The sequence below is a fragment of the Lentilactobacillus otakiensis DSM 19908 = JCM 15040 genome, assembly GCF_001434145.1.
Taxonomy (GTDB): Bacteria; Bacillota; Bacilli; order Lactobacillales; family Lactobacillaceae; genus Lentilactobacillus; species Lentilactobacillus otakiensis.
In genome coordinates, this window is record NZ_AZED01000013.1 from 248,363 (window position 1) to 272,125 (window position 23,763).

The following is a 23,763-nucleotide window of genomic DNA, read 5'->3' on the forward strand; positions in this document are numbered from 1 at the left end:
ACTTTTGACCCATTATATGGGCATTACATAAGCTAAAGGAACCATTCTTCGATTTGGAGAATGGTTCCTTTTTTGGTTATAGATCTTTTAAAAATATTGTTCGCTTAAACAGTCCAGTAAATGACTCGTATTCAATGCTTGTATTTGAAGACAGACCAATTCCCCTAGGCTGTTGCATCTTGCCAAATGGTGTTGAAAAGCCAATATCGCTCAAAGTACCCAGTGTGGCATTTGCGTGTAACCCGTTCAAAATTTCGTTTAGAATCTCTCGCTTGCCTGAGGATATCTTCTTACTTCCATCAAACACGTTATGATTGGGAAGTCCCACAAACTTGTCCTTACCCAGGCTTAGTTTCTGACGGAACTTGTTGGTATCATACAACGCAAAGTATTTATTAACCTTATCCAAGATCTCATCATAAACCTTATCATACGCAGCGCTCTCTTGCGCCTCATTCAGTTTTCCTTCGCTTGCAAGGGTCTTAATGGATTCATCAGAAAGAACCAGCTGCTTCGCGTTATATTGATAAGTTGAACTTCCAAGCATGAACTTCTTATCGCCATCAATCACAAGCTGGCGGTACATCACTTTACCTAAGACAACTTCAAAGTCTTCAACTGTTTGAGTGATCTCTCCAGTTTTCCGGTTTTTCTTGGACTTGGTAAATTGTGGCGTCAAGACTTCTTTCAACTCTTGGTCATATTTGGCATCACTCACATTTTTGGCAGTGTTCAGCCGATTTAGCGCCCGCATTGGCACGCCGACAACCTTATACTTATCACCCTTCTTATCATGAATCCGGACAATCGCCATATATGCATCCGTACTGCCACTATATCCGCCATATACGTCAACTGGCTTATCGGCTTTCATTGGAATTAACTTTTTCCGTCCTGCCTGGGATGCTGGATAAATTGTTTGGTTAAACATTGCCCCGCGAAGTGTATAAACCTCTTGCGAAATCAACATAAACTTATAATGATAAACATCTCTCAACTGCTTAATCGAAGTCTCCCGATCCCAAATCACTTCACCGGTCTCGGTATCTGCAATTCTTGCTTGAGTATCATCCGTCAAATCATGCAGGAAGTTGAAGTTACGCATGGTAACCTTATCTTCTCTGAACTTCTTGAAGTCGCCATAAACGAAGTATGGACGCAACTTGATATAACGGTGGTACAAATATCTCCCTAAGAATGCGGTCAGATAAGCATCAAAGGCATGATGGTAATCATTGATTTCACGGTTTTTGATAAAGCCGAACTCATCTCGCATCTGATGGTTCATCCGAGCTGTAATTTCGATAATCTTGGTATCATCATTTCGATATTTGTCACCGAGAATATTCGCAACCAGCTTGATTACCTGGCTGGTTTCCACCAATTGTCTTCTGATGAAACCGTGCATCGCGAACTTACTAATAGTGTCAGGATTTGTTTGAAGATTCTTTAGTTTATGTTTATTAATCAAGCCCGCTTCAGCAAGCTGTTTCCAGAAGTGGCCCATCTTGGCACCGAACAGTTTCAATGGAACATTAGCAGACTTGCCATTGTTGACTGCCTTTGATACAAGAACGCGGTTGCTCAACGAGTCATCCTTAATGAACGCCTGCGGCAAGATATGATCAATATCATAATTACTAATTTCATCGATATTAATTGGCTCACCTGTATACATATCCTTCCCAAGTTGAGTAAAGTACAGGTACAGACGATCAGTCAGACCCTTCTTAGACCTCGACGCATTATCCAACTCGGACAAAATGTTTGGATTCATGGACTTTACCAGCGATTTCGCCGTGTCCTTTAAGGTGTTCTCCAGTTGTCGCTGGCGAGAAATTGTCCGCCGCGGGTTCCGGTCTTCTGAACGGGTAAATTCAATTGAGATGAACTTAGGTGCAACACCACCCATTGCTTTTTGAATATCATCGACCACTTTAACGACTTGACGAATGGCCTTCTTGTTTTGCGGAGACGTGTAGGCATCTGCCAAAACATCTTCCATGTTGGTAGACTTCATCTGATCAGCATTGGCTTCATGAATTCGTTTGGCAAAATCGTCATCGGATTGAATCTGCATGAAGTTCTTGTTGGTATTCCAAAGCTCGTCAATAATTCGTTCACCCTGATCGTTCACAATTCCGGTCAGGAGCTTCTTGGAAAGTCGTCCCCAGCCTTGATAACGACTGGACTCAAGATCATCCTTTTGCTTATCGGTCAACCAGGTAATTTCATTGAGTTTGGCTCGTAAAATCTTCTTGTCTTCGAAGACAGTTGACCATTCAACGATCTTTTCAAAATCATTTTGAAGATCCGGATCGTCAACTTTATCGCCGAACAACTTTTTGAAGTCGTTGTATGTTCCGAGCGAATTATTGAACTGATCGGGATCGGATAATCCCGAAATTTCGGGATTGTTTGGCAATCCGGTTTTACCCTTGATATAGTTTTGCAGTTTCTTGACGGAAATGTGCTTATAGTTTTCAAACAGGTCTTGATAAATCGCCTGTTTGTCGGCAACCTTCAGCGAATCGCCATTCACCCGGACCATGTTCAACTCATTAAGCACTTTGAACTTTTCATACAGCAGACTTTCATCTGGAAGAACATCTTCACCAATCAAATAAGTGTCCTTTGTGGTCATCCGCTTGATGAATTTGTTAGCAGATTCCATTCGATCAACTTTCTCATCAAAGTTCCAAGGCGTAATTTGACCTGGTTCCTTGCGTTTCATCCAAGAAAAGACTGCGGCCCCAGACTTTTTCTGATCCTCAGGAGTAATCATTGGACCGACATAGTATGGGATTCTAAAGGCGACCAGTTCTTCGATTTTGTATTTTGCCAGGTGCAGATCATGCTTGTTAGGGTTAGATTCTGCCAGCCAAGGATAATATTTACTTTGGTGTTCGATGATTTCATCCAATTCTCTTTGGTGGAGTTGATGAGGAATGACACCATTTTGAGATGTCCGTTGCTTTGGCATGAATTTGTCAGCGTCAATCAGATCCATGATTTGTTTTGATAACTCTGAATCATCCAAATTCTTTTTCACACTCGAATAGAAGTCATCTTGTTCGATGACTTTACCATCGTTGCCAACATATTGATCGTATGCCTTCTTCAATGCTGTTTTCTTCTTGGAATCTGAAATCTGACCAATCAACTTTTTGTATAACTTCAAGTGATCATGGTGGTCGTTGTACTTTTTAATCATTGATTCTGATAATGACATTCCATTTGGGACAATTTGGTTTAAGGTTACTTGAGAATACAAGTCTTGAATGATCCCAATGATCGATTGCTGATTTTCATCCATTTCAGGTAAAATTTTCTGCAGTTTGGCATCAATATCTTCATCATCAAATTTCACTGCCCAGGGATTTGAATCTTCTGGGTCACACTGCACAGCCACATCCAGCTTGGATTTATATCCTAAAATAGCATTGATGATTTCTGAAGCAATCTTGCCGTTAAGTTTGTCCACGGCTTTATCGTCCATTGTAACCGGGACAATTTTTGGAATTTGCTTTTTCTTATCAAACTTACGAATGGATGGGTCAAGGAATTGTTGGCCGATCTTTTCACTATTTGCGAGATTAATTTGGAAAGATTCTTCAGGATTGATTGCTGTATATAATTCATTTAACTTTTTAAATTGATCATCAAAATTCACTTTCGATGCCTTGAAGGAATCCACCGGTGTTGAATTTAAGAAATTTCCACGATACTTGACAATGTGATGAATTGCCAAATACACCATCCGAATATCGAACTGTTTATCCTGAGTCATGAGCGCATGACGTAAGTGATAAATGGTTGGGTAATCTAGGTGGTACTGTTTGTCAGTTAAATCCGGGAACAGCATTGAGCCCTTGAATTCCTTACGTGAATCTTTGGGCGACAGATTGGATTGTTTTAAACGGGCAAAGAAGGTGCTGTCCACAGGTGTAATATATGGATCAAATATTTCATCCAATAATTTCAACCGCCACTTTCGTCTGTTCAAACGGCGACGAGTTGTTCTGAACATCCGCCGATCAGCAGCCGGGTTGCCTTCTTGGAATAATCGAGCACCAATTGCCGTCTTCCCCTTAACGCGTAAAGGCTTGCCGTCTTCCCCCATTGCGACCCAACCAATTGATGATGTCCCGATATCGAGACCTATGTGATAATTATTAACTTTCATACGATAAAACTCCTCAAAATAATGTTGCCCAGTAACCCCTTTAGGCACATCACCTATTATGCATGAACTAATAACCATTTGAAACCCTTTTCACATATATTTGTTAAGGCTTTCTGAAGGCATAAGAACCAACGAATGAATTGATTATTCGTCGACTGTCGTTATGCTCATTGAACGACAAAAAAACCAACGTAGGTCGGAGAACCGATTTACGTTGGCGCCTATTGAGTATCTAATTATCAACTTTCCCCAAAATAAATGTATAACTAACCTGCTTACCGACCAGCTCATGTGCCGGGTAGTTAAAAGTAATGTTATTAATGATTTGAATCCCCAGCCTATACCCAGAAAGAGAATCTCGCTTGGCGGTCGTATATCCTTCTTTATCTAGCAAACTCTTAATGCCAGCAATCTTAGTTGCATTGGAAGCACTTCGATGAGCATATAGCCACTTTTGAACGGTTGGAAATGACTTGATATCAGTGTAGCCTTTTGTGCTCATCGGATCCCACTCTGCATTAGGACTATCCGCAAAATGGTCGTAGTTATAAACAGCGATCTTCGATAATCCTAAATCGGGTTGAGAATTTGGAAATAGTTTGATAATTTCCCTAGCCAATTTTTGAGTTGTACCAGTTTGGAGGTACTGATTAAAATCGGTGTTATTTATAAATTGATCAATCGGAACATAATTCATGCCGGTATGATCCGGGTTTAAACCTTCAGTAATTGCGGATGCCGGAACATATCCGTGAATGCTTTTTGACGTCCCATTTGGAGAGCCATCCAGATAAAAGTAGTTGGTATTCTTACCATTGTGACGCATCACAATATTGGCAGTCTTGATATAATTTGCTCCAGGATAATGCTTCAGATTGGCCACTTTCTTGGTATGGGTGTAGTTCCACATGTACACATTTTTATGCTTATATGCATCCTTAACATGAAACGGCGTATCTTTGCCATACCACTTGATACTGGTAATCTGATACCCATAAGGACTGAAGCCGCGCTTAAGTGCGTTGGTTCTGACGTATCCCTGGATATTGCCGTAACGATTATGGACATAATAATAAGTTGCGCTCTTTAACTGATGATAGATGCGCACTTTTTTCTGGACAAACCAAGTTGTCGTCTTGTATTTGGCAATCTTAATCCCCTTTTTATGAAAGACTGATGGTTTAATTTGTTTAGCATTCACACTATCCATGTTAATCCACAAAGTTGCCTTGGTCCTGGGGATTGCCCGAAAGGCGACATCCGAACCGGAACTTGTGTGTTGGTTATAAGTTTTCAGCGTCTTCACCCGATAATTGCCGTGGGCGGCCTGTGCGGGTTGTGGGCTAGCAATGAAAGCTAATGCGATAAATGCAATCATGACACCAACAAGTTTAACGAATTTTTTCATGAAATGAGCCCCCTCTTTCAATAATAGGTTATCATGAATGCATTACGTGTGTGTTAAATAACGCATTCATTTAAGTTAAGGATTCAAATTCACGTGTTGACGAACGATAAACAATCATTTAAAATTATAGGTATTCTATCACGAAAGGAAAGATTGCTATGAGTTCACTTGTTAATCGCAGTTGGCAAAGCCGGTAACAAGTCACATCGACGCAGATGCGACTTGATCTTAAGCATGCGATCATGAACGCATCTGTGCCGGCAATCTTTCGGAAAACGAACGGTCTGTACAGATGATTCCGGCAGGCCGACTAATCACGAGTATTTCGGTCTGACCGGAATACTCGTTTTTTGTTCGCGTTACTGGTGGAGCTACATAAATTATTTATATTGAGGGAGACAGCTATTATGAAGAAAAAGTATTTAATTTCAGGTGTTATATTAATTTTCGTTGTTATTTTAGGCTTTGCATTTGTCCAAGGTCAACAGAAACAAAAACCACAGGCCAAGCCAACCGTCGGCATCCTGCAATTGATGTCCCATCCCGCTTTGGATGCCATCCACAAAGGAATTATCCACGGTCTTGAAGAAGAGGGCTACAAGCCTGGCAAGAACATTAAGATTGATTTCCAAAACGCTCAAAATGATCAAAGTAACTTGAAGACCATGAGCACCAAGTTTGCTAATGAGGACGCCGATCTTTCAATCGGAATTGCCACCCCATCTGCCCAAGCGTTGGCTAACACAATTACCAAGAAGCCAGTGATTCTGGGTGCCATCACTGATCCAAAGGGTGCTGGTTTGGTTAAGAACAACCAGAAGCCTGGTGGCAACATTACCGGAGTTTCTGACCAAGCACCACTGAAGGAACAGTTGAACTTGATCAAACAATTCATGCCAAAGATGAAGACACTGGGAATCATTTACACTTCCAGCGATGATTCCGCCGTTGCCCAGTACAAGATGTTCGTTAAGTTGTGCAAGCAGGAAAATGTTCGCTTGAAAGCATACTCAATCGCCAACACGAATGATTTAACTCAAGTTGCTGAACAGGCTGTTCGTTCGGTTGATGCAATTTACGTCCCGACAGATAACACCATCGCAGGTGCCATGCAGACGTTGGTTGGAGCTGCCAACAACGCTAAAGTTCCCGTTTTCCCAGCCGTTGACACAATGGTCAAACAAGGTGGGGTTGCCACTTACGGAATCGACCAATATGAACTTGGTGTTGCAACTGGTAAGATGAGTGCCCAAATTTTGAAGGGCAAAAAGAAGCCATCATCAACGCCAATCAAGTTCTTCCGTCATGGAAAACTAATCATTAATGAAAAGCAAGCAAACAAGTTGGGCATCAAAGTACCTGCTAACCTCTTGAAGGAAGCCCAACAAAAAGGAGAATTGATCAAATGAGCATTATCGTCTCAGCCATCGGCCAAGGATTAACCTGGGGAATCGTCGGTATCGGCCTGTTTCTCACCTTTAGAATCCTTGATTTCCCCGATATGACCGTTGAAGGTACCTTTCCAATGGGTGCCGCTGCCTGTGTGGCTGCCATTTATTCTGGGGCATCCCCACTCGTCGCAACTCTTATTGCCTTTATCGCTGGTATGCTGGCTGGTTTGGTCACCGGCCTGCTGTACACCAAGGGCAAGATTCCAGTATTACTTGCCGGCATCCTGGTTATGACGGCTGCCTACTCAGTCAACCTGAGAATTATGGGTCGGGCAAACCTCTCATTATTCGACAAACCAACCATGTTGAAAAATCACTTCCTGGAGTCACTGCCACCATACTTCGACAGTGTCGTTCTTGGAATCGTGGTCGTCGCAATCGTGACCGCACTGATTGTCTATTTTTTACAAACCAACCTCGGCCAAGCCTTTATTGCCACTGGTGACAATCCCAACATGGCCCGTTCGCTTGGAATCAGCACCGATGCCATGCAAATCATGGGTCTGGGCGTTTCCAACGGACTGATCGGTTTGGGTGGCGCCTTGGTTGCCCAGAACAACGGTTTTGCCGACGTCAATATGGGAATCGGTGTCATCGTGGTTGCCTTGGCTTCCATCATCATTGGTGAAGTCGTCTTTGGTGATTTAACAATGAACCAACGACTAATTGCTGTCACGATTGGAAGTATCCTATATCGCTTTGTCATTTTGCTGGTCCTCAAACTCGGTTTCAACGCCAACGATTTGAACCTGATTTCAGCAATCGTTTTGGCATTGTTCATGATGTTCCCGGTTTTGGAGAAACGCTTCCGAATCCGTCATACTTTAGCAAAGGGGATGACTAAGCATGACTGAGCCAATTTTTGAACTCAAAGATATTGTTGTGACAGTCAATCATGGTACACCTGAGCAGATCAACATTATGGATCACGTTAATTTAGCAGTTTTTCCAGGCGACTTCATCACCATCCTGGGATCTAACGGTGCTGGTAAATCAACCCTGTTCAATGTCATCGGCGGTAACATTCCAGTTTCCAGTGGTCAAATTCTGCTAAACGGTAAAGATATCACCAGCATGTCGGTCGAACGTCGAACCCGCTTCTTGAGCCGGGTCTTCCAGGACCCTAAGATGGGAACTGCTCCGCGGATGACGGTTGCGGAAAACCTGTTGCTATCAGAAAAACGTGGCCAACATCGCGGCTTCGGCCCCAGACATCTCAAGACCCACATGGATAAGTTCAAGCAGATTACCTCCGTTATGAATAATGGTTTGGAGCATCGGTTGAACACAGCTACTGGTAAGCTTTCCGGTGGCCAACGTCAAGCTTTGAGTTTCCTGATGGCAACCATCAAGCGACCGGACATTCTCCTCTTGGATGAACATACCGCCGCTTTAGATCCACAGACCTCTCAAGAGCTAATGACTGCGACCAATGACCAGATCACCCGGAACCATTTAACCTGCTTGATGATCACCCACCATTTGGATGATGCATTGAAGTACGGTAATCGGCTGATTGTCTTGGACAATGGTAAGATCACTTATGATATTTCCGGTGATGAAAAAGATAATCTGACCAAGGAAGAATTGCTCGGATTCTTTAGCGACATTGAAGAGTAGTGCACGAACATAATTATAATTAACCTGTCAAAAAGGCCAGAACAAGCGGATATCGTTTGTCCTGGCCTTTTTATGTGGCAACTTGTCCTTGCCAAAACGTGATTCAAAAGGCTGATTCCTGCCATTTAAACACCTTTTTCATCACTCTGAATAAATTATGAGAGAAATGAAGCGCTTTCTTTGTATATTTTATATCTTCTTATTTATAATGAGGTCGTACAAAGTGTCTATAATCTTTCTTGATTGTGAATTTTTATATAATGCTAACTTATGTAAAATATTCGATTTTTCTTCACAGAATCTTTATAGATTTTTTGTAAAATCTAGTCAGTAAAGGAAAAGGAAGTGAACATTATGCAAAATCAACAATCAACTCCAAAGAAACGTAGATTTAAGATGCCCTCGGCGTACACGATCTTATTTCTGATTATTATATTTGTAGCTATTTTAACTTGGATCATACCTGCTGGACAGTACAACACCGACAAGGCCGGTAATATTATTGCCCACACCTACAAGGCAGTTGCCTCTAATCCACAAGGTATTTGGGACGTCTTCTCAGCCCCAATTTATGGAATGGTCGGAAATGACACGACGGAAGGTGCAATCTCCGTTTCACTATTCATCTTGGTAATTGGTGGATTTTTGGGTGTCGTTAACCAAACCAAGGCACTCGATGATGGAATTGCCACTGTTGTTTCGAGATACAAAGGCAAGGAAAAAGTTTTGATTCCCCTGCTGATGATCTTATTTGCACTTGGTGGGTCAACTTACGGCATGGCCGAAGAAACCATTGCCTTTTACCCACTGTTAATTCCAGTTATGATCGGGGTCGGCTTCGATTCACTGGTCGCCGTCGCAATTGTGCTGGTCGGTTCGCAAGTTGGGTGCTTGGCTTCAACGGTTAACCCATTTGCGACCGGTGTTGCTTCACAAACGCTTCATATTTCACCAGGTGACGGGATTATTTCCCGGGCCGTGCTGTTTGTCATTGTGGTAACGATTAGTATTTTGTTTGTTTACCGATATGCAGCCAAAATTGAAAAAGACCCTTCTAAGTCTTATGTGTTTGACCAACGTGAGGCAGACTTGAAGCGGTTTGCTTTGAACCATGAAGACCAACCCGGCACTAAGATGACCGGCCGTCAAAAGGCCGTTCTTTGGCTGTTTGGTTTGACCTTCCTGATTATGATCATGGGACTCATTCCATGGGATCAAATTAACAAGAACTGGACCTTCTTCACCAGCTTTACTAAATGGGTTCAAAATGTCCCATTCTTAGGCAGTTTGGTTGGCTCAAACTTGGTACCATTTGGTTCATGGTACTTCACTGAAATTACGACTCTCTTCTTCTTGATGTCAATCGTTGTCATGTTTGTCTTCCGGATGAAAGAGGCAACATTCATTGAATCATTCTTAGCTGGAATGAGCGACTTCATGGGCGTTGCCATCGTGGTTGCCGTTGCTCGTGGGATTCAAGTTGTCATGAACGACGGAAACATTACCGCAACCGTCCTCCACTGGGGCGAAATGGGCTTGTCCAACCTCGGTTCAGTCGTCTTCATCATTTTGGCCTACGTCTTCTACATCCCAATGTCCTTCTTGATTCCATCGACTTCAGGCCTTGCAGCCGCTACGATGGGAATCATCGGACCAATGGGTAAATTTGCCGGCGTTGACCCAAGCCTGGTTGTCACCGCATACCAGAGTGCATCCGGCTGGGTTAACCTGATTACCCCAACCTCTGGTGTTGTCATGGGAGCCTTAACCATTGCCCACGTCAACATCACGACTTGGTGGAAGTTTATGTTCAAATTGATGATTTACCTGTTCTTGGCTACCGCTATTTTTCTCGGAGTAATGGCCATACTTTAATATTTGATAGGAGGCACCAACACACATGTCAGAAAAATTAGTTACAGAAACAGAACAAAATGCAGCCGTTGAAGGTTTAAAGCGCCTTGTCAGCAAGCCTTCCGCTTACGATCAAGCCACCGTTTCCAAGACCACACCATTTGGTCAAGGGATTGATGATGCTTTAACTGAAGTGTTGAAGATCGCTGAAGAAAATGGCTTCAAGACCTTTAAAGATCCTGAAGGCCACTACGGTTATGCTGAAATTGGTTCCGGTGATAAGATCTTCGGAATCATTGGCCATATGGACGTTGTTCCAGCCGGCGATCCAAATGACTGGGATTCAGATCCATTTACTGCCACAATCAAAGATGGTTACATCTATGGTCGGGGTACTCAAGATGACAAGGGCCCATCGATGGCCGCGATGTTTGCCGTTAAGGCCTTGGTTGACCGTGGCTATAAATTCAATTGCCGAATTCGATTTATCTTCGGCACTGACGAAGAAACCTTATGGCGCGGCATTGCCGTTTACAATCAAAAGGAATCACCAATTGATTTTGGGATTGCCCCTGATGCGGAGTTTCCACTGATTTATGCCGAAAAAGGGCTCGAGCAATCTTACCTGGTCGGTCCTGGAATGGACGATTTGTCGATTGATTTGAAGAATGCTTTTAACGCCGTTCCGGCCAAGGCACCATATAATGGGCCAAAGTTGGCCGAAGTGAAGGCATCCCTCGATAAACACGGCTTCAAATATGAAGACCATGGCAGCGACGGGATTACCGTTGTTGGCAAAGCTGTTCATGCCATGAACGCCCCTCAAGGCACCAACGCCGTATTGCGCTTGGCAATTGCCTTGGACGACGTCTTCCCTAACCAAGTGCTCGACTTCTTCGGCAAGAAATTCCAAGAAGATGCCACTGGCACAAACCTATTAGGCGACGTGGAAGACGAAGCATCCGGTCATCTGACCATGAACATTTCCAGCCTCAAGATTGACAAAAAAGAGACCCGCATGCAAGTCGACATGCGAATCCCAGTGACGGTTGATCATGATGAACTGATTGAAAAACTCAAGCGGGCCGCTGAACCTTACGACTTGCACTATGAAGCATTCGATTACGTTGCCCCGCTGTATGTGCCAACCGATAGTGACTTGGTTAAGACTTTGATGTCGACTTATAAAGACTTGACAGGTGACGATACTCAACCACAGATTTCAGGTGGTGCGACGTTTGCCCGTACCATGAACAACTGCGTGGCCTATGGTGCCATGTTGCCAGGAACCCCTGATTTCATGCATCAAGTCAATGAAAATTGGGAACTTAAGAGTATGTTCAAAGCGATGGATATTTACGCTGAAGCGATTAAGCGACTTTGCACGGATTAATGTTTGGAACGCGAAAAGGCCTCGAGGAATTTTTCCCTCGAGGTCTTTTTGTGTGTGGCACCAATTTTACCTAGTTGAAACGTGCTGCAATCGGCCGATCCCGGCCATATAAGCACATCAATCAATCATTCCAAGACCAGGAATAATCGATTGATGCACTTATATTCTGGGATCAAAGCGCCTCTTGCACCACTCTTATTTGTTTTGCGCAGCGGCCTTAGCAGCTGACTTCAAAGCAGCGTTCTTACGCATATCCATTTCAATTTGTTCAAGCGTCTTGCCACGGGTTTCTGGAACCATGTAGATGACGAAGAAGATTGAAACAACGGCGAAGAATGTGAAGACGGCGAATGGACCACCAACGTTGTTATTAAACATGTGGAGCAATTCCAAGAAGAATTGTGAAACAATGAAGTTTCCGATCCAGTTGGCAGCTGATCCAATTGAGGTACCAACTCCACGGACATTCAATGGGAAGATTTCACCGATCATCAACCAGCAAATTGGACCCCATGAAACCGCAAATCCGAAGATGTAAATACCGATCAAGATCATAGTTGGAACAGCAGCGTCTTGAACTTTCAAAGTGAAGTTCAGGATTGAGAGAATTCCAATTGATAATGCCATAACGATTGAACCAAATAACAGGATGGTCTTACGGTTGAATTTATCCATGATATTGTAGGCCAAGATTGTGCAGACAAAGTTGACAACGCCAATCCCAACGGAAATCCAAATCGCATTGCTTTCAGGGAAGCCAAATCCTTTGATAAATACTTGTGGTAAGAAGTAAATAACTGAGTTAATTCCAACTAATTGCTGCAAGAGCATTAGCAGGATGGCAACAATCACAGCTGGACGAGCAAACGTGAACAGCTCTTTCAAACCACCTTTTGGCTGATTAGCGACCATTTGAATGTCGGCCAATTCTTTGTCAGGATCTTCAGTTGTCTTGGCACGGAGTTCGTGGAGGACATCTCTGGCTTCATCAATATTACCCTTTTCAACCAAGTAACGTGGTGATTCTGGTAAAATGATTGAACCAATGAACAGCAACAATGCAGGAATCAAAGCTGATCCGAGCATCCAACGCCAGTCACGTAACCCGAGAATTGTGTGATGCAAAAATCCTAAGTTGGAAACGTAGGCCAACAGAATTCCTAACGTGATCATCAACTGGAACATGGTTCCCAATGACCCACGGTGAGGTGCATCAGCTAATTCTGCCAAATATGCAGGGGTTAAAGCTGAAGCAGATCCAACGGCAAAGCCTAAGATAATTCGGGCAATGATCATTGAAACAAATCCTTGTGCAAACATTGATAATCCTGAACCAATCAAGAAGAGAATTGAGGCCAAGATTAACAAACGCTTCCGGCCAAACTTATCGGATAATGAACCGATAGACAAGGCACCAACAGATGAACCAATCAAAACAGACGAAACAATGAAACCAGTCTGTTCAGTTCCTAAATTAAAATTGCTTTCAATCAATGGTGAGGCACCTGAAATAATACCAGTATCGAATCCAAATAATAGGCCACCTAATGCACCAAAGAAGAAAATAAAGAATGTACTTAAATGTCGTGCTCTCAAGATACGTCCCTCCCCAGGGAATAATTTATTGAACGATTACATATTGTAAGCCCTTTCATTGTAAATGTAAACGTTTTACTCAAACTTTTTTTATCCCTTTCTGCACCTCCTAAATGTTGATTTGATACTATTTTTAGTGTAAAAACATTCAGCCTAAAATTCAAGAATTTACATTTTCGAGTGCCATAGCAATCCATATAACACATGATGCTTGAAAACAATTTCCCATTTGGCATGGTAGTTAGGTACCTAAGCACTTTGCTTGCCTTCAAAATAATTCAGTGTATACTTCTCATTGTTAGGTACCTAAGTATAAAAATCAAAGGAGAATGAATATGGCAGACACTAATAAAAGAGAACTACTCGGCAAATTTTTCGGCTTCCTGCATGGAACGCAGAGGTTTGCCCGCCACCAAGAGCGACCTTACCATTTGCGAGGCCAAAACAGGGTCTTAGTTATCCTGTCGAAGGAAGGCACCCTGATTCAAAGCCAACTAGCTGAAATCATGGATATCCGCCCTTCATCAATGACTGAATTATTATCTAAGTTGGAAGAGCGCGGCTTGATCACCCGCACCCCAGATGAAAGTGACAAACGAGTAACCAATGTTTCAATCACCGATGATGGCAAAAAAGCCATTGAAGATGATGATTCCACTGATGACATGCTCGACCAGATTTTTGCGGGCTTGTCTGACGACGAACTGGCCCAGTTAAGCGAACTGATGGATAAGCTGAACACTTCATTGAAGGAGAAACTTCCGGACCACGAAGATGACCCACACTGGGGACATCGATTCCCACATCGGGGCTTTGGCGGAGGGCCTCATGGTCATCACGGCCATGGCATGCCACCGTTTGGAGGCCCTCACGGCGATCCTCACGGACATGGACCAATGGGATTTTCTCCAAAGGACTAAAATTTAGATGATAAAAGGCTGCCACAATTGGCAGCCTTTTGCGTACATATATTTAGCTTTTAACGTAATTAGCCAAAACATCTTTCTTCTTACTCATCTTGATCTTCGCCTGGGCGGCCGCTAATCTGGCTACCGGCACCCGATATGGTGAGCAGGATACATATGACACATTGATTGCCTCAAAGAACTCGATGGATTTCGGATCGCCGCCAATTTCACCACAGACACCAATCGGAAGATCGCCTTTGGTAAAGCGTCCCTTCTCCACGGCCATCTTCATCAATTCACCGACCCCATCAACGTCAACGGTCTGGAATGGATCGGCCTTCAAAATGCCTTTTTCAATATACTTGGGCATAAAAGAGCCGACATCATCCCGGGAAAATCCGTAGGTGAGCTGCGTCAAATCGTTGGTCCCGAAGCTGAAAAAGTCTGATACTTCAGCTACCTTATCCGCGGTCAAACAAGCCCGGGGGATTTCCATCATCGTCCCAACCGTGTATTTCAGTCTGATTCCTTGCTGACTGAAGAGACTTTCAACTTGGTTGACCACAATGCCCCGGACCCAGCTCATTTCTGCCTTTGAACCGGTCAGTGGAATCATGATGTGTGGTTGAATTTCTAATCCCTGATCATGCAGCTCCAACGCTGCGCCAATAATTGCCCGTACCTGCATCTCGTAAATGTCGGGGAAGGTCACGGCCAAGCGATCGCCTCGGTGTCCGAGCATTGGGTTAATTTCTTTAAGGGCGTCCACCCGACGAGCCAGATAGTCAGGATCGATACCTAATTGATCGGAAACTTTGGCAATTTCCCTGGCATCATGCGGTAAAAATTCGTGCAATGGTGGATCCAGCAATCGGATTGTGACCGAGCGGCCCTCTGACAAGCGGAACAGTTCGTAAAAATCTCCCTGTTGCATCTGCAGAAGTTCTTCCAATGGTGCTTTCCGTTCTTCAGCATCTTCGGCGATAATCAGACGTCTCATTTCAAGCAATCGTTCCGGTTTGAAAAACATATGCTCAGTCCGGGTGAGTCCGATGCCGTCGGCGCCAAATTTCAATGCTTGAGCAAAATCAGCCGGGGTGTCCGCATTCGCATAAACGCCGAGATTTCCTTCTTGCTTGGACCAGTCCAGGATAGTTGAAAGATCATCGTTGACCTTTGAATCGTTGGTTTGAATCTTCCCTAGATATAGGTTGCCATTGGTACCATCTACTGAAAGCCAGTCGCCCTCTTGAAGTTCAGTTCCGGCAATCGTTGCGATCCCGTTTTTGTAATCGACTTGCAGACCATTGACCCCAACCGTCGCAGGCGTGCCCATCCCCCGGGCAACTACCGCGGCATGTGACGTCATTCCTCCACGTGAAGTGACGATGGCTTCACTGATGACCATCCCCTCAATATCTTCGGGTGAAGTGTCTTGGCGAACCAGGATCACTTGTTGATGCTGATCGTCATGAGCTGCCTTGGCGGATTCAGCCGTAAAAATAAATTTGGCCGGAAGCTGCGCCTGGTGAAGCCGGCAGACCACTCGCTGCGGGTTGGTTCTGCTTTAATTCTGCCTCATCAAATTCTGGATAGAGAATTGCGCCCACCGAATCCGGGTTGATCCGCAGAAGAGCTTCAGTCCGAGAAATTAAGCCTTCCTCAACTAAATCAACCGCAATCTTCACAGCCGCGGTCGGAGTCCGTTTTCCGTTTCGTGCTTGGAGCATATACAAGGTACCGTGTTCAATCGTGAATTCCAAATCCTGCATATCGCGGTAATGAATTTCCAGTTTCTTGGCAGTGGCCACGAATTCGTTATACAAATCCGGCATCGTATCGGCCAAAGTGCTGATTGGCTGTGGGGTTCGGATCCCGGCCACGACATCTTCTCCCTGTGCATTTAAGAGATATTCGCCAAACAACTGATTCTTGCCAGTTGCCGGGTTACGGGTGAATGCCACTCCGGTGCCAGAATCTTCACCGGCGTTGCCAAAGACCATCATTTGAACATTCACTGCCGTTCCAAGATCGCCGGCAATGTGGTTCTCACGGCGATACACTTGGGCGCGATGATTATTCCAGGATTCAAATACCGCATTGACTGCCGCCAATAGTTGAACCTTGGGGTCTTGTGGAAATTCCTTGCCAGCTTCAGCTATGTAAAGGGCTTTGAATTTACCAACAATAGTGTGAAGATCGTCAACAGTTAGGTCGAGATCAGACTCGTAATGATTGGTTATTTTGGTATCTTCGAGAATTTGATCAAAGATATCTTCAGGAATCTCATACACCACATTTCCAAACATGGCTAACAGACGGCGGTAACTATCATAGGCAAATCGCTCATTATCCGTAATTTGTGCTAAAGCTTGAACGGTCTGGTCATTCAAGCCAATGTTTAAAATTGTATCCATCATCCCCGGCATTGAAATTGCGGCGCCGGAACGAACCGAAACCAACAGTGGGTTAGTCAAACTATTGAATTGCTTGCCAACTTTGGTACTCAATTGATCAAGTGCCTCATCAATTTGTGCAAGGGTCTCATCATTCAACTGATTATCATTATCGTAAAATGCCTTGCAAGCCTCCGTACTGATGGTAAATCCACTCGGTACCGGGAACCCCATTGTGGTCATCTGAGCCAAATTGGCTCCTTTGCCACCTAACAAGCGACGCATATCTTTGTTACCTTCTTCAAAACGATAAATGTATTTCATATCATGACGTCCTTTCTGAACTAAATAGGATATTATATTGGATGGGCTTATCATATATGATACGTTTTAATAATGCAAACAGAATTTTAAAGAACGTTTTATTGAGAAGTGACAATTGAATTGATCCTAAAAGGATCTAACTGCTCCAAAAAGAATTTTATATGAGCATTTTTTGATGAATAATACGTTTTATTGGATACATATCAATCTTAATATGGTAAAATCAAAATAACTGGTACGGACCAGCGACTATCAATGTCTGGAGCGAATTATTTGAAATTAACAGACCGTCAAAATCAAATCGTCGAAATTGTGAAGCAGCAAGACCCCATTACGAGCAAGCAAATCGCCGCTAAATTGGGATTGAGCATGCCGACTATTCGATCGGATCTCAGACTCCTGACTGCATTTGGTATTCTGGAAGCTAAGCCAAAAGTGGGATATGCTTTCAATTATTCCCAAACAAAAGCTTTGAGCTACACCAAACTATATGCGGAACCAATTGAAAACATTTTGCAAAAGCCCACTGAAATCAGAGAAGACGCCACATTGACTGAAGCTGTGAACACACTGTTCATTGAAGATGTCGGTTCCCTATATGTCATTGGGAATAACAAAGAATTGGTCGGCTTGATTTCACGAAAAGACTTGCTGCGGGCAACTTTAAACAACACCAATGCCTCGTTAACGTTAGCCAGCACGGTCATGACCCGGATGCCGAATATCTTTACGGTGACGCCGGACATGTCTGTCATTGAAACCGGCCGCCTGCTATTAGATAGAAAGGTTGATTCACTGCCAGTCGTCGACAAGCAAAATCCCACGAAAGTTGTCGGGAAGATTACTAAAAACCGAATTTTTCAACATTTTATTTCCAGCGTTGATTGATATTTCAAACACTGAAGAGCTCAGGCAATCGCCTTTGCTCTTATTTATGTTGTCTTGAATTTTCAGACTTCAGTTTTGCTTTAAGGCTAATTTAAGGTCAATAATGTAAAAATATACTAGAACAATTTTACTAAGGACGGTGATTGAACAACAATTATGTTGAAAAAGAGAATTGAATGGATTGATATTGCCAAGGCTTACGGCATCATTGCAGTGGTGTTTGGTCACGCGATGGTCAGCAGCAATACAACCAATATTATCTACTGGTGGCACATGCCACTATTCTTCATTATTGGCGGCTTCTTCTTAAAGCCAATTGATGCAGCTAAACTTGAACATTGGAAAAAGTTCTTTAATAAACGAATTTACCGGGATCTGTTGATTTATTTCAGCGCTGGAATCGGCTTGATTCTTCTATATAGTATCCTATATAACAAAGATTGGAATTACTTGATTAACCACTTATCGAGACTGCTCGTTGGTGGGCGGACGTTGAACCTCTATACATCAACGTTTTGGTTCGTAAACGTCTACTTACTTTCAATCACAGCAGTGACCTTGTTAATTTCCACAGTGAAGTCTCGTACCATCCAGCTGATCATTGTTGGTGCCGGATTATTCCTATCGACTTGTTACGATAAAATCGACTGGATGAATTTGTACAACTATCAGACCATGCCGTGGAATTTAGACATCGTATTGATTGCCGGATTCTTCACCTATATCGGCTATCTGTTCTTCCATACCAATTGGAAATGGATTGAAAAACCGCTTCCGATCGCCTTACTGGTCGCGACATCATTAGGAATCATCGGGTTGTACCTGAATCATCAATTCAATTTTGAGTTTTCGATGAAGTCTCATTTGATTCAGTCATCGGAACCCAAAGTCTTGATGATTGCGACAATTCCACTGATTTTCTCGTTTGGCGTCATGGGCATTTCGTCTCTGACCAGCAAGCTGCCAATTGGCCTGTTTCTTTCAACAATTGGTAAACACACGATGATCATTATGTATCTTCACGGCGCTCTGCTGGACATAGCAGAACAAGCCGGAATTGAGGATGTGGGTGTCAAGGTGATGATTGCATTGGTCATTCCGATGCTGCTAACACTACTGAAGCAGCCAATTGTCCGGCGCAACAGTATTTATCTACAAAGCTAAATTGATGACAAATTAAAAAGAGGATTGGCAACAAAACATGGGTTTTGTTGCCAATTCTCTTTGGTTTAACCGATTATTTGAAATCTAATTCTAAATACTCCGCCCCATCCAACGGATTGAAGCGATACGGATCAATACTTTTAAATCCTGCTGCGTGGTAAATCTTTAAGGCACCCTTCATTGTTTTTAAGGTGTCCAAGCGAATTGCTCGATAGCCAAGACTTTTTGCGCTCGCCAAAATTCTGGCAACCAGTTCCTGGCCAATCCCTAATTTGCGGAAATCATCCCTGACATACAACCGTTTCATTTCAGCGATGCCTGGTTCAAATTGATGAACTGCAACCGCCCCAGCCAACCGACCGTCAGCATAAGCCAAGATGAGATCACCCTTAGGCTTGTTGTAACGGGTAGCCAGATCATTCAGTTCATCTGAGAAATCTTGAAAGCTGAGATCAAAGCCTAATGACTTGGAGTATTCAAGAAAGATTTTTTTAGCGGCTGCAAAATCTGCAGGAGAATTTGCGTGTTTGTATTCAAGTTGTGCCTGCTTTGCTTGTTCCATCTAACCATCCCTCCTGACAATTAGGAGTAGTCTACAAAATTTTACTTATTTATGCAAACGTCGTTGATGAAGTAACCGTTGCTTCTCTTCTTCAGCAGCTTTATCAGCTAATTTCTGTTCATGCTCACGCTCGCTGGCAGCCTTTTGTGGCAAAACCAGATTCAGGACAATGCCGATGATGGTGGCAAATGCTAAACCAGTAAACTGGAACTGCCCAATTTGCAGGTACGCATTACCAACACCAATCACCATAACGGTTGAGGCAATCATTAAGTTACGTTTTGAATTCATATCGATTTTATTTTCAACCATGACCTGAATCCCGGCAGTGGCAATCGTTCCAAATAGTAAGAAACTAATTCCACCAATAACCGGCATTGGCATCTGCATGATCAACACGTTTAATTTATTGACGAAGGCAAACAGGATGGCAAACATTGCTGCACCCATTAACACGTAAACACTGTGAATCTTGGTAATGGCCATAACCCCGATGTTTTCACCATAACTGGTCATCGCAGGCGCACCAACTAATCCGGCAAACAATGAAGCGGCACCATCACCAGCCAAAGTTCTGTTTAAGCCAGGATCCTTGAAGAAATCTCGACCGGTCAATTCATCCAGTACCATGATATGACCCATGTGCTCAGTCATGGTAACGAAGGCAATTGGCGTGATCGCTAAAATTGCTGCCCAGTTGATTTGGAATTTGTAATCAATTCCTGGGATATCAAATGCGGGAATTTTGAACCATGGTGCACTGGCAATCGCATTGATGTCAACGATTCCGCAGAATACTGAAATGACATAACCACAGACAATGGCTAATAAGACTGGAATCAGACCAATGAAGCCTTTAAATAACATGTTAAAAATAATAGCTAAGAATAATGTCGCCAAAGCAATGACGAAGTAGAGCAGACTGTACTTACCATTTTTCATCATGGCATCTTGAGCCGCACTACCAGCAAGTGAAAGTCCAATAACCATCACAATTGGGCCAACCACGATGGGCGGTAAAATGTGATCCACCCAATCAGAACCGATTGCCCAAATAATTGCGGCAACGATCATGTACACAATCCCGACACCGATAACCCCTTGGGCAATCCCAGGATAACCAGTCGTTTTCATCAGCGCCAGCATTGGCGTAATGAAGGCAAAACTAGATCCCATGTATGCGGGAATCTTGCGTTGGGTAATCATAATATGTAGCAATGTACCAACACCGGAAGCAAACAACGCGATGCTTGGGCTTAAACCAACTAATAATGGAACAATAACTGTGGAACCAAACATTGAAAACATATGTTGCAGTGATAATCCGACCCATGGAAGAAATTTGGGCATGTCGTGAATATCGAGAATCGCACGATCATCATGAAATTCATTCTTATCTGCCATAAATATTTGCCACCCTCAAAAGTATTTGAACCTTTCAAGCTCTGGCGATAGACACAAAAAAAGCATCCACCCGTGTTAAGTAAGGCAGACACCAATTCGAGCAGATACTCGTTCAATATCGTCCTCTTACCAGCCTCACGGGACCAGAGTTAAAGATTCATTCGTTGTTATAATTATAGTATACCGTTAGAGCTTGTCAATCTAATCTTTGACCGCCATCTCCATATCAATGTGGGGAATGCCATCCTCAAGATAAACGTCACTCACATTTTTGAAGCCAAATGATTGGTAGAAACTGTTCAAATATTCTTGACCAGCCAGTACAATCTTAGTGGTATCGGGCATGAGTTGTGGAATCTGATCAAGAGCTGTCTGAACCAGCTGACGACCCTTACCGCCATGGCGATCATCCGGATTGACGACCACCCGACCAATCCTTGCTACAGTTGAATTGTCTTCAGGAATGATCCGAGCATAGGCAGTTAAGTGGTGAGTGCTATCGGTAAACATCAGGTGATAGGCGGTTAGGTCGTCATCATCAACTTCTTGGTAATAACATTTTTGTTCCACCACAAAAACTGCGACTCGTAATTTATAAATTTCAAACAGCTCTTTAGTGGTTAATTCAGAAAATTGTTTTACTTCAAATTTAGTCATATTTGCCATCCTTTAGGGTTTAAAAATACAAGTTTTTCGCTATCTGTTATAATATATTCAACTAGATCAACATGCAATAAGAGAATCTAAATGAGGTATTAATTTGAATAGGCATGACGATGAACCACAATATAAAAAATATGACTTCAATTCTGAAGAAAACAGGCGCCGACAACGGCGGAAACAGTACAGTGGGTGGTGGTTTGCCCTACTGATTTTAGTTGTCGGAATTGTGCTCGCTCTTTCAATCAACTGGTTTGTGACTTCAGGCAACAACAAGCAAAGCAGTTCAACCAATTCAATCAGCAAGACAATCAAGAAATCCGAAAAAGAATTCACTGGGAATTCCAAGAAAGGGTCATTGACCAATCAAGTTGAGAAGAACCGAGTCAACGCGTTCAGCAGCAAATTGAAAGCCGCCCAGGAAAGTGGCTTGAACCCTAAAGAGCGCCAGCAATTTCAGCAAACGATCAATGAAGAACAAAACGAGACTGTCAAATCACAGGAACAGAATTTGTTGAATGGCGTGAAGAGTGACAAACCAGCCAGGGCTCAAAAGACACCGGATCAATTTTCAAGTACGCATACTTTCGCCTCAGTCCAAGACGCCAAGAATTGGGCTAACGCCACTAAGCAGCAATGGCTGAAAGCGGGTTACGTTAACTACACCATCACGTCTAATGGGCAAGGTTACTACGTGCTACGATTTATTAAATAATCGAATTCATATTATTTTATTCTGGTAATAAAAGACATATCATTGAAAGTGAGGAGGGATGAATATGGACATTCAAGTACCATTAACAAAGGGACTTTTAGCTGATAAATATAGCAAGTACGCTGGCAAAGCCAACACGCTTGGCGGCGAACCAATTGTTTCTTTTCCAATTAAAATTCACGATGTTCCAAAAGACGCAGCTTCATTAGCATTAACTGTATTGGATTGGGATGCGGTTCCTGTCAGTGGTTTCCCATGGATTCACTGGATTGCCGCCAACATTTCACCTGATATTACAGAAATTCCTGAAGACAATAGTCAAAAATTAAAGATCCCAATGATTCAGGGCCGTAACAGCACGGCAGGTGGCCTGGTTGGCAACACTGATCCAGTCACTGCTTGGCATTATAATGGTCCTAATCCACCTGATAAGGTTCATAATTATCACCTTTCAGTGTTTGCACTGGATACCAAGTTACCACTGAAAGATGGCTTCTGGTTAAATGAACTGCAGGATGCAATGCGTGGCCATATTCTTGCAACCGCTGAATTTGTGATTCCTAGTAAGCCTTAATTTTCTGAAAACGATTTTGTTTCCAGTTTTAGCGTTATTAGACATAATAATTAGTGATATAATGAACTTAAATTAATTTGTGGGAGGTTTCTTCATGGAATCCAATTATAAAACCATTTTAGTGCCAGTCGATGGCTCTAACCAATCAGAAGATGCATTGGCTAAAGGTGCACAATTTGCAAAAAATAACGGTGCTCATCTCGACGTGCTTCATGTTTTGAGCACGCAACAATACGGTTACAATTACGGTGGAATGGTCGATGGGGATGTTATCAACAACCTCGTTGAAGATACCACTGACTACCTGAATAAATTAGTCGATAAGATTAAAAAGGAATCTGGACTTGATGATATTTCAATCCATATTCGTTTCGGCAATCCAAAGACTGTTATTTCAATGGAATTCCCAAGAGACCACAAATCTGATTTAATCATTATTGGTGCCACTGGTATGAGTCGTCTCCAACGGGTGCTTGAAGGATCTGTCTCTTCATTCGTTGATCGAAACGCCAAGTGTGATGTCATGGTTATTCGTACTAATACAGAGAACAAACCTTATGTACCATTTCCAAAAGACTAAATTGATTGAAGCATTCAGAAATGAATGCTTTTTTTGTACTCAAAAGTGCCCTTTCATTGACGTTGGCAACCAACAAGGTA

General features: G+C 43.0%; 17 protein-coding genes and 1 pseudogene. 11 read left to right on the forward strand and 7 right to left on the reverse strand.

Features of this window, described 5'->3' with window-relative positions:
- Positions 1-76 precede the first annotated feature (76 nt).
- The gene (gene cas9 / locus FD05_RS07160; protein WP_039933353.1) at positions 77-4,186 is read right to left on the reverse strand and encodes a type II CRISPR RNA-guided endonuclease Cas9; all 4,110 of its coding nucleotides are present in this window, start codon (positions 4,184-4,186) and stop codon (positions 77-79) included.
- Positions 4,187-4,418: 232 nt separating this feature from the next.
- Positions 4,419-5,594, reverse strand: a complete 1,176-nt coding sequence (locus tag FD05_RS07165; protein ID WP_020282060.1) for a hypothetical protein — start codon at positions 5,592-5,594, stop codon at positions 4,419-4,421.
- Positions 5,595-6,001: 407 nt separating this feature from the next.
- On the opposite strand from FD05_RS07165, the gene trpX reads away from it, so the two are divergent.
- From trpX to FD05_RS07190, 5 genes are all read left to right on the forward strand, one after another.
- Entirely contained in the window at positions 6,002-7,003 is a 1,002-nt protein-coding gene (gene trpX / locus FD05_RS07170; protein ID WP_020282059.1) for a tryptophan ABC transporter substrate-binding protein, read from the forward strand.
- Positions 7,000-7,899 carry an ABC transporter permease gene (locus FD05_RS07175; protein ID WP_020282058.1) on the forward strand — a complete coding sequence of 300 codons (900 nt, stop codon included), beginning with the start codon at positions 7,000-7,002 and terminating at the stop codon, positions 7,897-7,899. Before trpX ends, FD05_RS07175 begins: the two co-directional genes overlap by 4 nt.
- Positions 7,892-8,665 (forward strand): ABC transporter ATP-binding protein, encoded by a 774-nt coding sequence (locus tag FD05_RS07180; protein WP_020282057.1) that lies wholly within the window; start codon positions 7,892-7,894, stop codon positions 8,663-8,665. The genes FD05_RS07175 and FD05_RS07180 overlap by 8 nt, the downstream gene beginning before the upstream one ends.
- A 354-nt stretch (positions 8,666-9,019) precedes the next feature.
- Positions 9,020-10,540, forward strand: a complete 1,521-nt coding sequence (locus FD05_RS07185; RefSeq protein ID WP_020282056.1) for a YfcC family protein — start codon at positions 9,020-9,022, stop codon at positions 10,538-10,540.
- Positions 10,541-10,565: 25 nt separating this feature from the next.
- Positions 10,566-11,912 carry a M20 family metallopeptidase gene (locus FD05_RS07190; protein WP_020282055.1) on the forward strand — a complete coding sequence of 449 codons (1,347 nt, stop codon included), beginning with the start codon at positions 10,566-10,568 and terminating at the stop codon, positions 11,910-11,912.
- A 195-nt stretch (positions 11,913-12,107) separates the two neighbouring features.
- Here the strand turns inward: FD05_RS07190 and FD05_RS07195 are convergent, their stop codons facing one another.
- Positions 12,108-13,508 (reverse strand): sugar porter family MFS transporter, encoded by a 1,401-nt coding sequence (locus tag FD05_RS07195; RefSeq protein WP_020282054.1) that lies wholly within the window; start codon positions 13,506-13,508, stop codon positions 12,108-12,110.
- 335 nt (positions 13,509-13,843) lie between these two features.
- On the opposite strand from FD05_RS07195, the gene FD05_RS07200 reads away from it, so the two are divergent.
- A complete protein-coding gene (locus FD05_RS07200; protein WP_039933350.1) occupies positions 13,844-14,428 on the forward strand; it encodes a MarR family winged helix-turn-helix transcriptional regulator in 585 nt (194 codons plus the stop codon).
- Positions 14,429-14,480: 52 nt separating this feature from the next.
- On the opposite strand, the pseudogene ppdK reads toward FD05_RS07200, so the two are convergent.
- A pseudogene (ppdK, locus tag FD05_RS07205) lies at positions 14,481-17,136 on the reverse strand (pyruvate, phosphate dikinase).
- A gap of 273 nt (positions 17,137-17,409) precedes the next feature.
- Here ppdK and FD05_RS07210 point away from each other — a divergent pair.
- Positions 17,410-18,024 (forward strand): CBS domain-containing protein, encoded by a 615-nt coding sequence (locus FD05_RS07210; protein WP_152436185.1) that lies wholly within the window; start codon positions 17,410-17,412, stop codon positions 18,022-18,024.
- A gap of 156 nt (positions 18,025-18,180) precedes the next feature.
- Positions 18,181-19,188: an acyltransferase family protein gene (locus FD05_RS07215; protein ID WP_020282049.1), complete on the forward strand. Its 1,008-nt coding sequence runs from the start codon at positions 18,181-18,183 to the stop codon at positions 19,186-19,188.
- A 73-nt stretch (positions 19,189-19,261) separates the two neighbouring features.
- Here the strand turns inward: FD05_RS07215 and FD05_RS07220 are convergent, their stop codons facing one another.
- The 3 genes from FD05_RS07220 to FD05_RS07230 form a co-directional block, all read right to left on the reverse strand.
- Positions 19,262-19,750, reverse strand: a complete 489-nt coding sequence (locus FD05_RS07220; RefSeq protein ID WP_020282048.1) for a GNAT family N-acetyltransferase — start codon at positions 19,748-19,750, stop codon at positions 19,262-19,264.
- 45 nt (positions 19,751-19,795) lie between these two features.
- The gene (locus FD05_RS07225; RefSeq protein WP_020282047.1) at positions 19,796-21,154 is read right to left on the reverse strand and encodes a uracil-xanthine permease family protein; all 1,359 of its coding nucleotides are present in this window, start codon (positions 21,152-21,154) and stop codon (positions 19,796-19,798) included.
- Between the two features lie 201 nt (positions 21,155-21,355).
- A complete protein-coding gene (locus FD05_RS07230) occupies positions 21,356-21,811 on the reverse strand; it encodes a GNAT family N-acetyltransferase (protein WP_020282046.1) in 456 nt (151 codons plus the stop codon).
- A gap of 103 nt (positions 21,812-21,914) precedes the next feature.
- Here FD05_RS07230 and FD05_RS07235 point away from each other — a divergent pair, with 103 nt between their 5' ends.
- The 3 genes from FD05_RS07235 (at position 21,915) to FD05_RS07245 (ending at position 23,683) form a co-directional block, all read left to right on the forward strand.
- Entirely contained in the window at positions 21,915-22,529 is a 615-nt protein-coding gene (locus FD05_RS07235) for a hypothetical protein (RefSeq protein ID WP_020282045.1), read from the forward strand.
- A 64-nt stretch (positions 22,530-22,593) separates the two neighbouring features.
- A complete protein-coding gene (locus FD05_RS07240) occupies positions 22,594-23,103 on the forward strand; it encodes a YbhB/YbcL family Raf kinase inhibitor-like protein (RefSeq protein ID WP_020282044.1) in 510 nt (169 codons plus the stop codon).
- Positions 23,104-23,197: 94 nt separating this feature from the next.
- The gene (locus FD05_RS07245) at positions 23,198-23,683 is read left to right on the forward strand and encodes a universal stress protein (protein WP_020282043.1); all 486 of its coding nucleotides are present in this window, start codon (positions 23,198-23,200) and stop codon (positions 23,681-23,683) included.
- Positions 23,684-23,763: the final 80 nt, after the last annotated feature.

Excerpts from the sequence above, each read along its gene's own strand:
- FD05_RS07240 (WP_020282044.1), top strand. The coding sequence starts at position 22,594 with ATGGACATTCAAGTACCATTAACAAAGGGACTTTTAGCTGATAAATAT.
- FD05_RS07220 (WP_020282048.1), bottom strand. The coding sequence starts at position 19,750 with ATGGAACAAGCAAAGCAGGCACAACTTGAATACAAACACGCAAATTCT.
- FD05_RS07180 (WP_020282057.1), top strand. The coding sequence starts at position 7,892 with ATGACTGAGCCAATTTTTGAACTCAAAGATATTGTTGTGACAGTCAAT.
- FD05_RS07245 (WP_020282043.1), top strand. The coding sequence starts at position 23,198 with ATGGAATCCAATTATAAAACCATTTTAGTGCCAGTCGATGGCTCTAAC.
- FD05_RS07225 (WP_020282047.1), bottom strand. The coding sequence starts at position 21,154 with ATGGCAGATAAGAATGAATTTCATGATGATCGTGCGATTCTCGATATT.
- FD05_RS07200 (WP_039933350.1), top strand. The coding sequence starts at position 13,844 with ATGGCAGACACTAATAAAAGAGAACTACTCGGCAAATTTTTCGGCTTC.
- FD05_RS07175 (WP_020282058.1), top strand. The coding sequence starts at position 7,000 with ATGAGCATTATCGTCTCAGCCATCGGCCAAGGATTAACCTGGGGAATC.
- FD05_RS07215 (WP_020282049.1), top strand. The coding sequence starts at position 18,181 with ATGTTGAAAAAGAGAATTGAATGGATTGATATTGCCAAGGCTTACGGC.
- FD05_RS07185 (WP_020282056.1), top strand. The coding sequence starts at position 9,020 with ATGCAAAATCAACAATCAACTCCAAAGAAACGTAGATTTAAGATGCCC.
- trpX (WP_020282059.1), top strand. The coding sequence starts at position 6,002 with ATGAAGAAAAAGTATTTAATTTCAGGTGTTATATTAATTTTCGTTGTT.
- FD05_RS07230 (WP_020282046.1), bottom strand. The coding sequence starts at position 21,811 with ATGACTAAATTTGAAGTAAAACAATTTTCTGAATTAACCACTAAAGAG.
- FD05_RS07165 (WP_020282060.1), bottom strand. The coding sequence starts at position 5,594 with ATGAAAAAATTCGTTAAACTTGTTGGTGTCATGATTGCATTTATCGCA.
- cas9 (WP_039933353.1), bottom strand. The coding sequence starts at position 4,186 with ATGAAAGTTAATAATTATCACATAGGTCTCGATATCGGGACATCATCA.
- FD05_RS07190 (WP_020282055.1), top strand. The coding sequence starts at position 10,566 with ATGTCAGAAAAATTAGTTACAGAAACAGAACAAAATGCAGCCGTTGAA.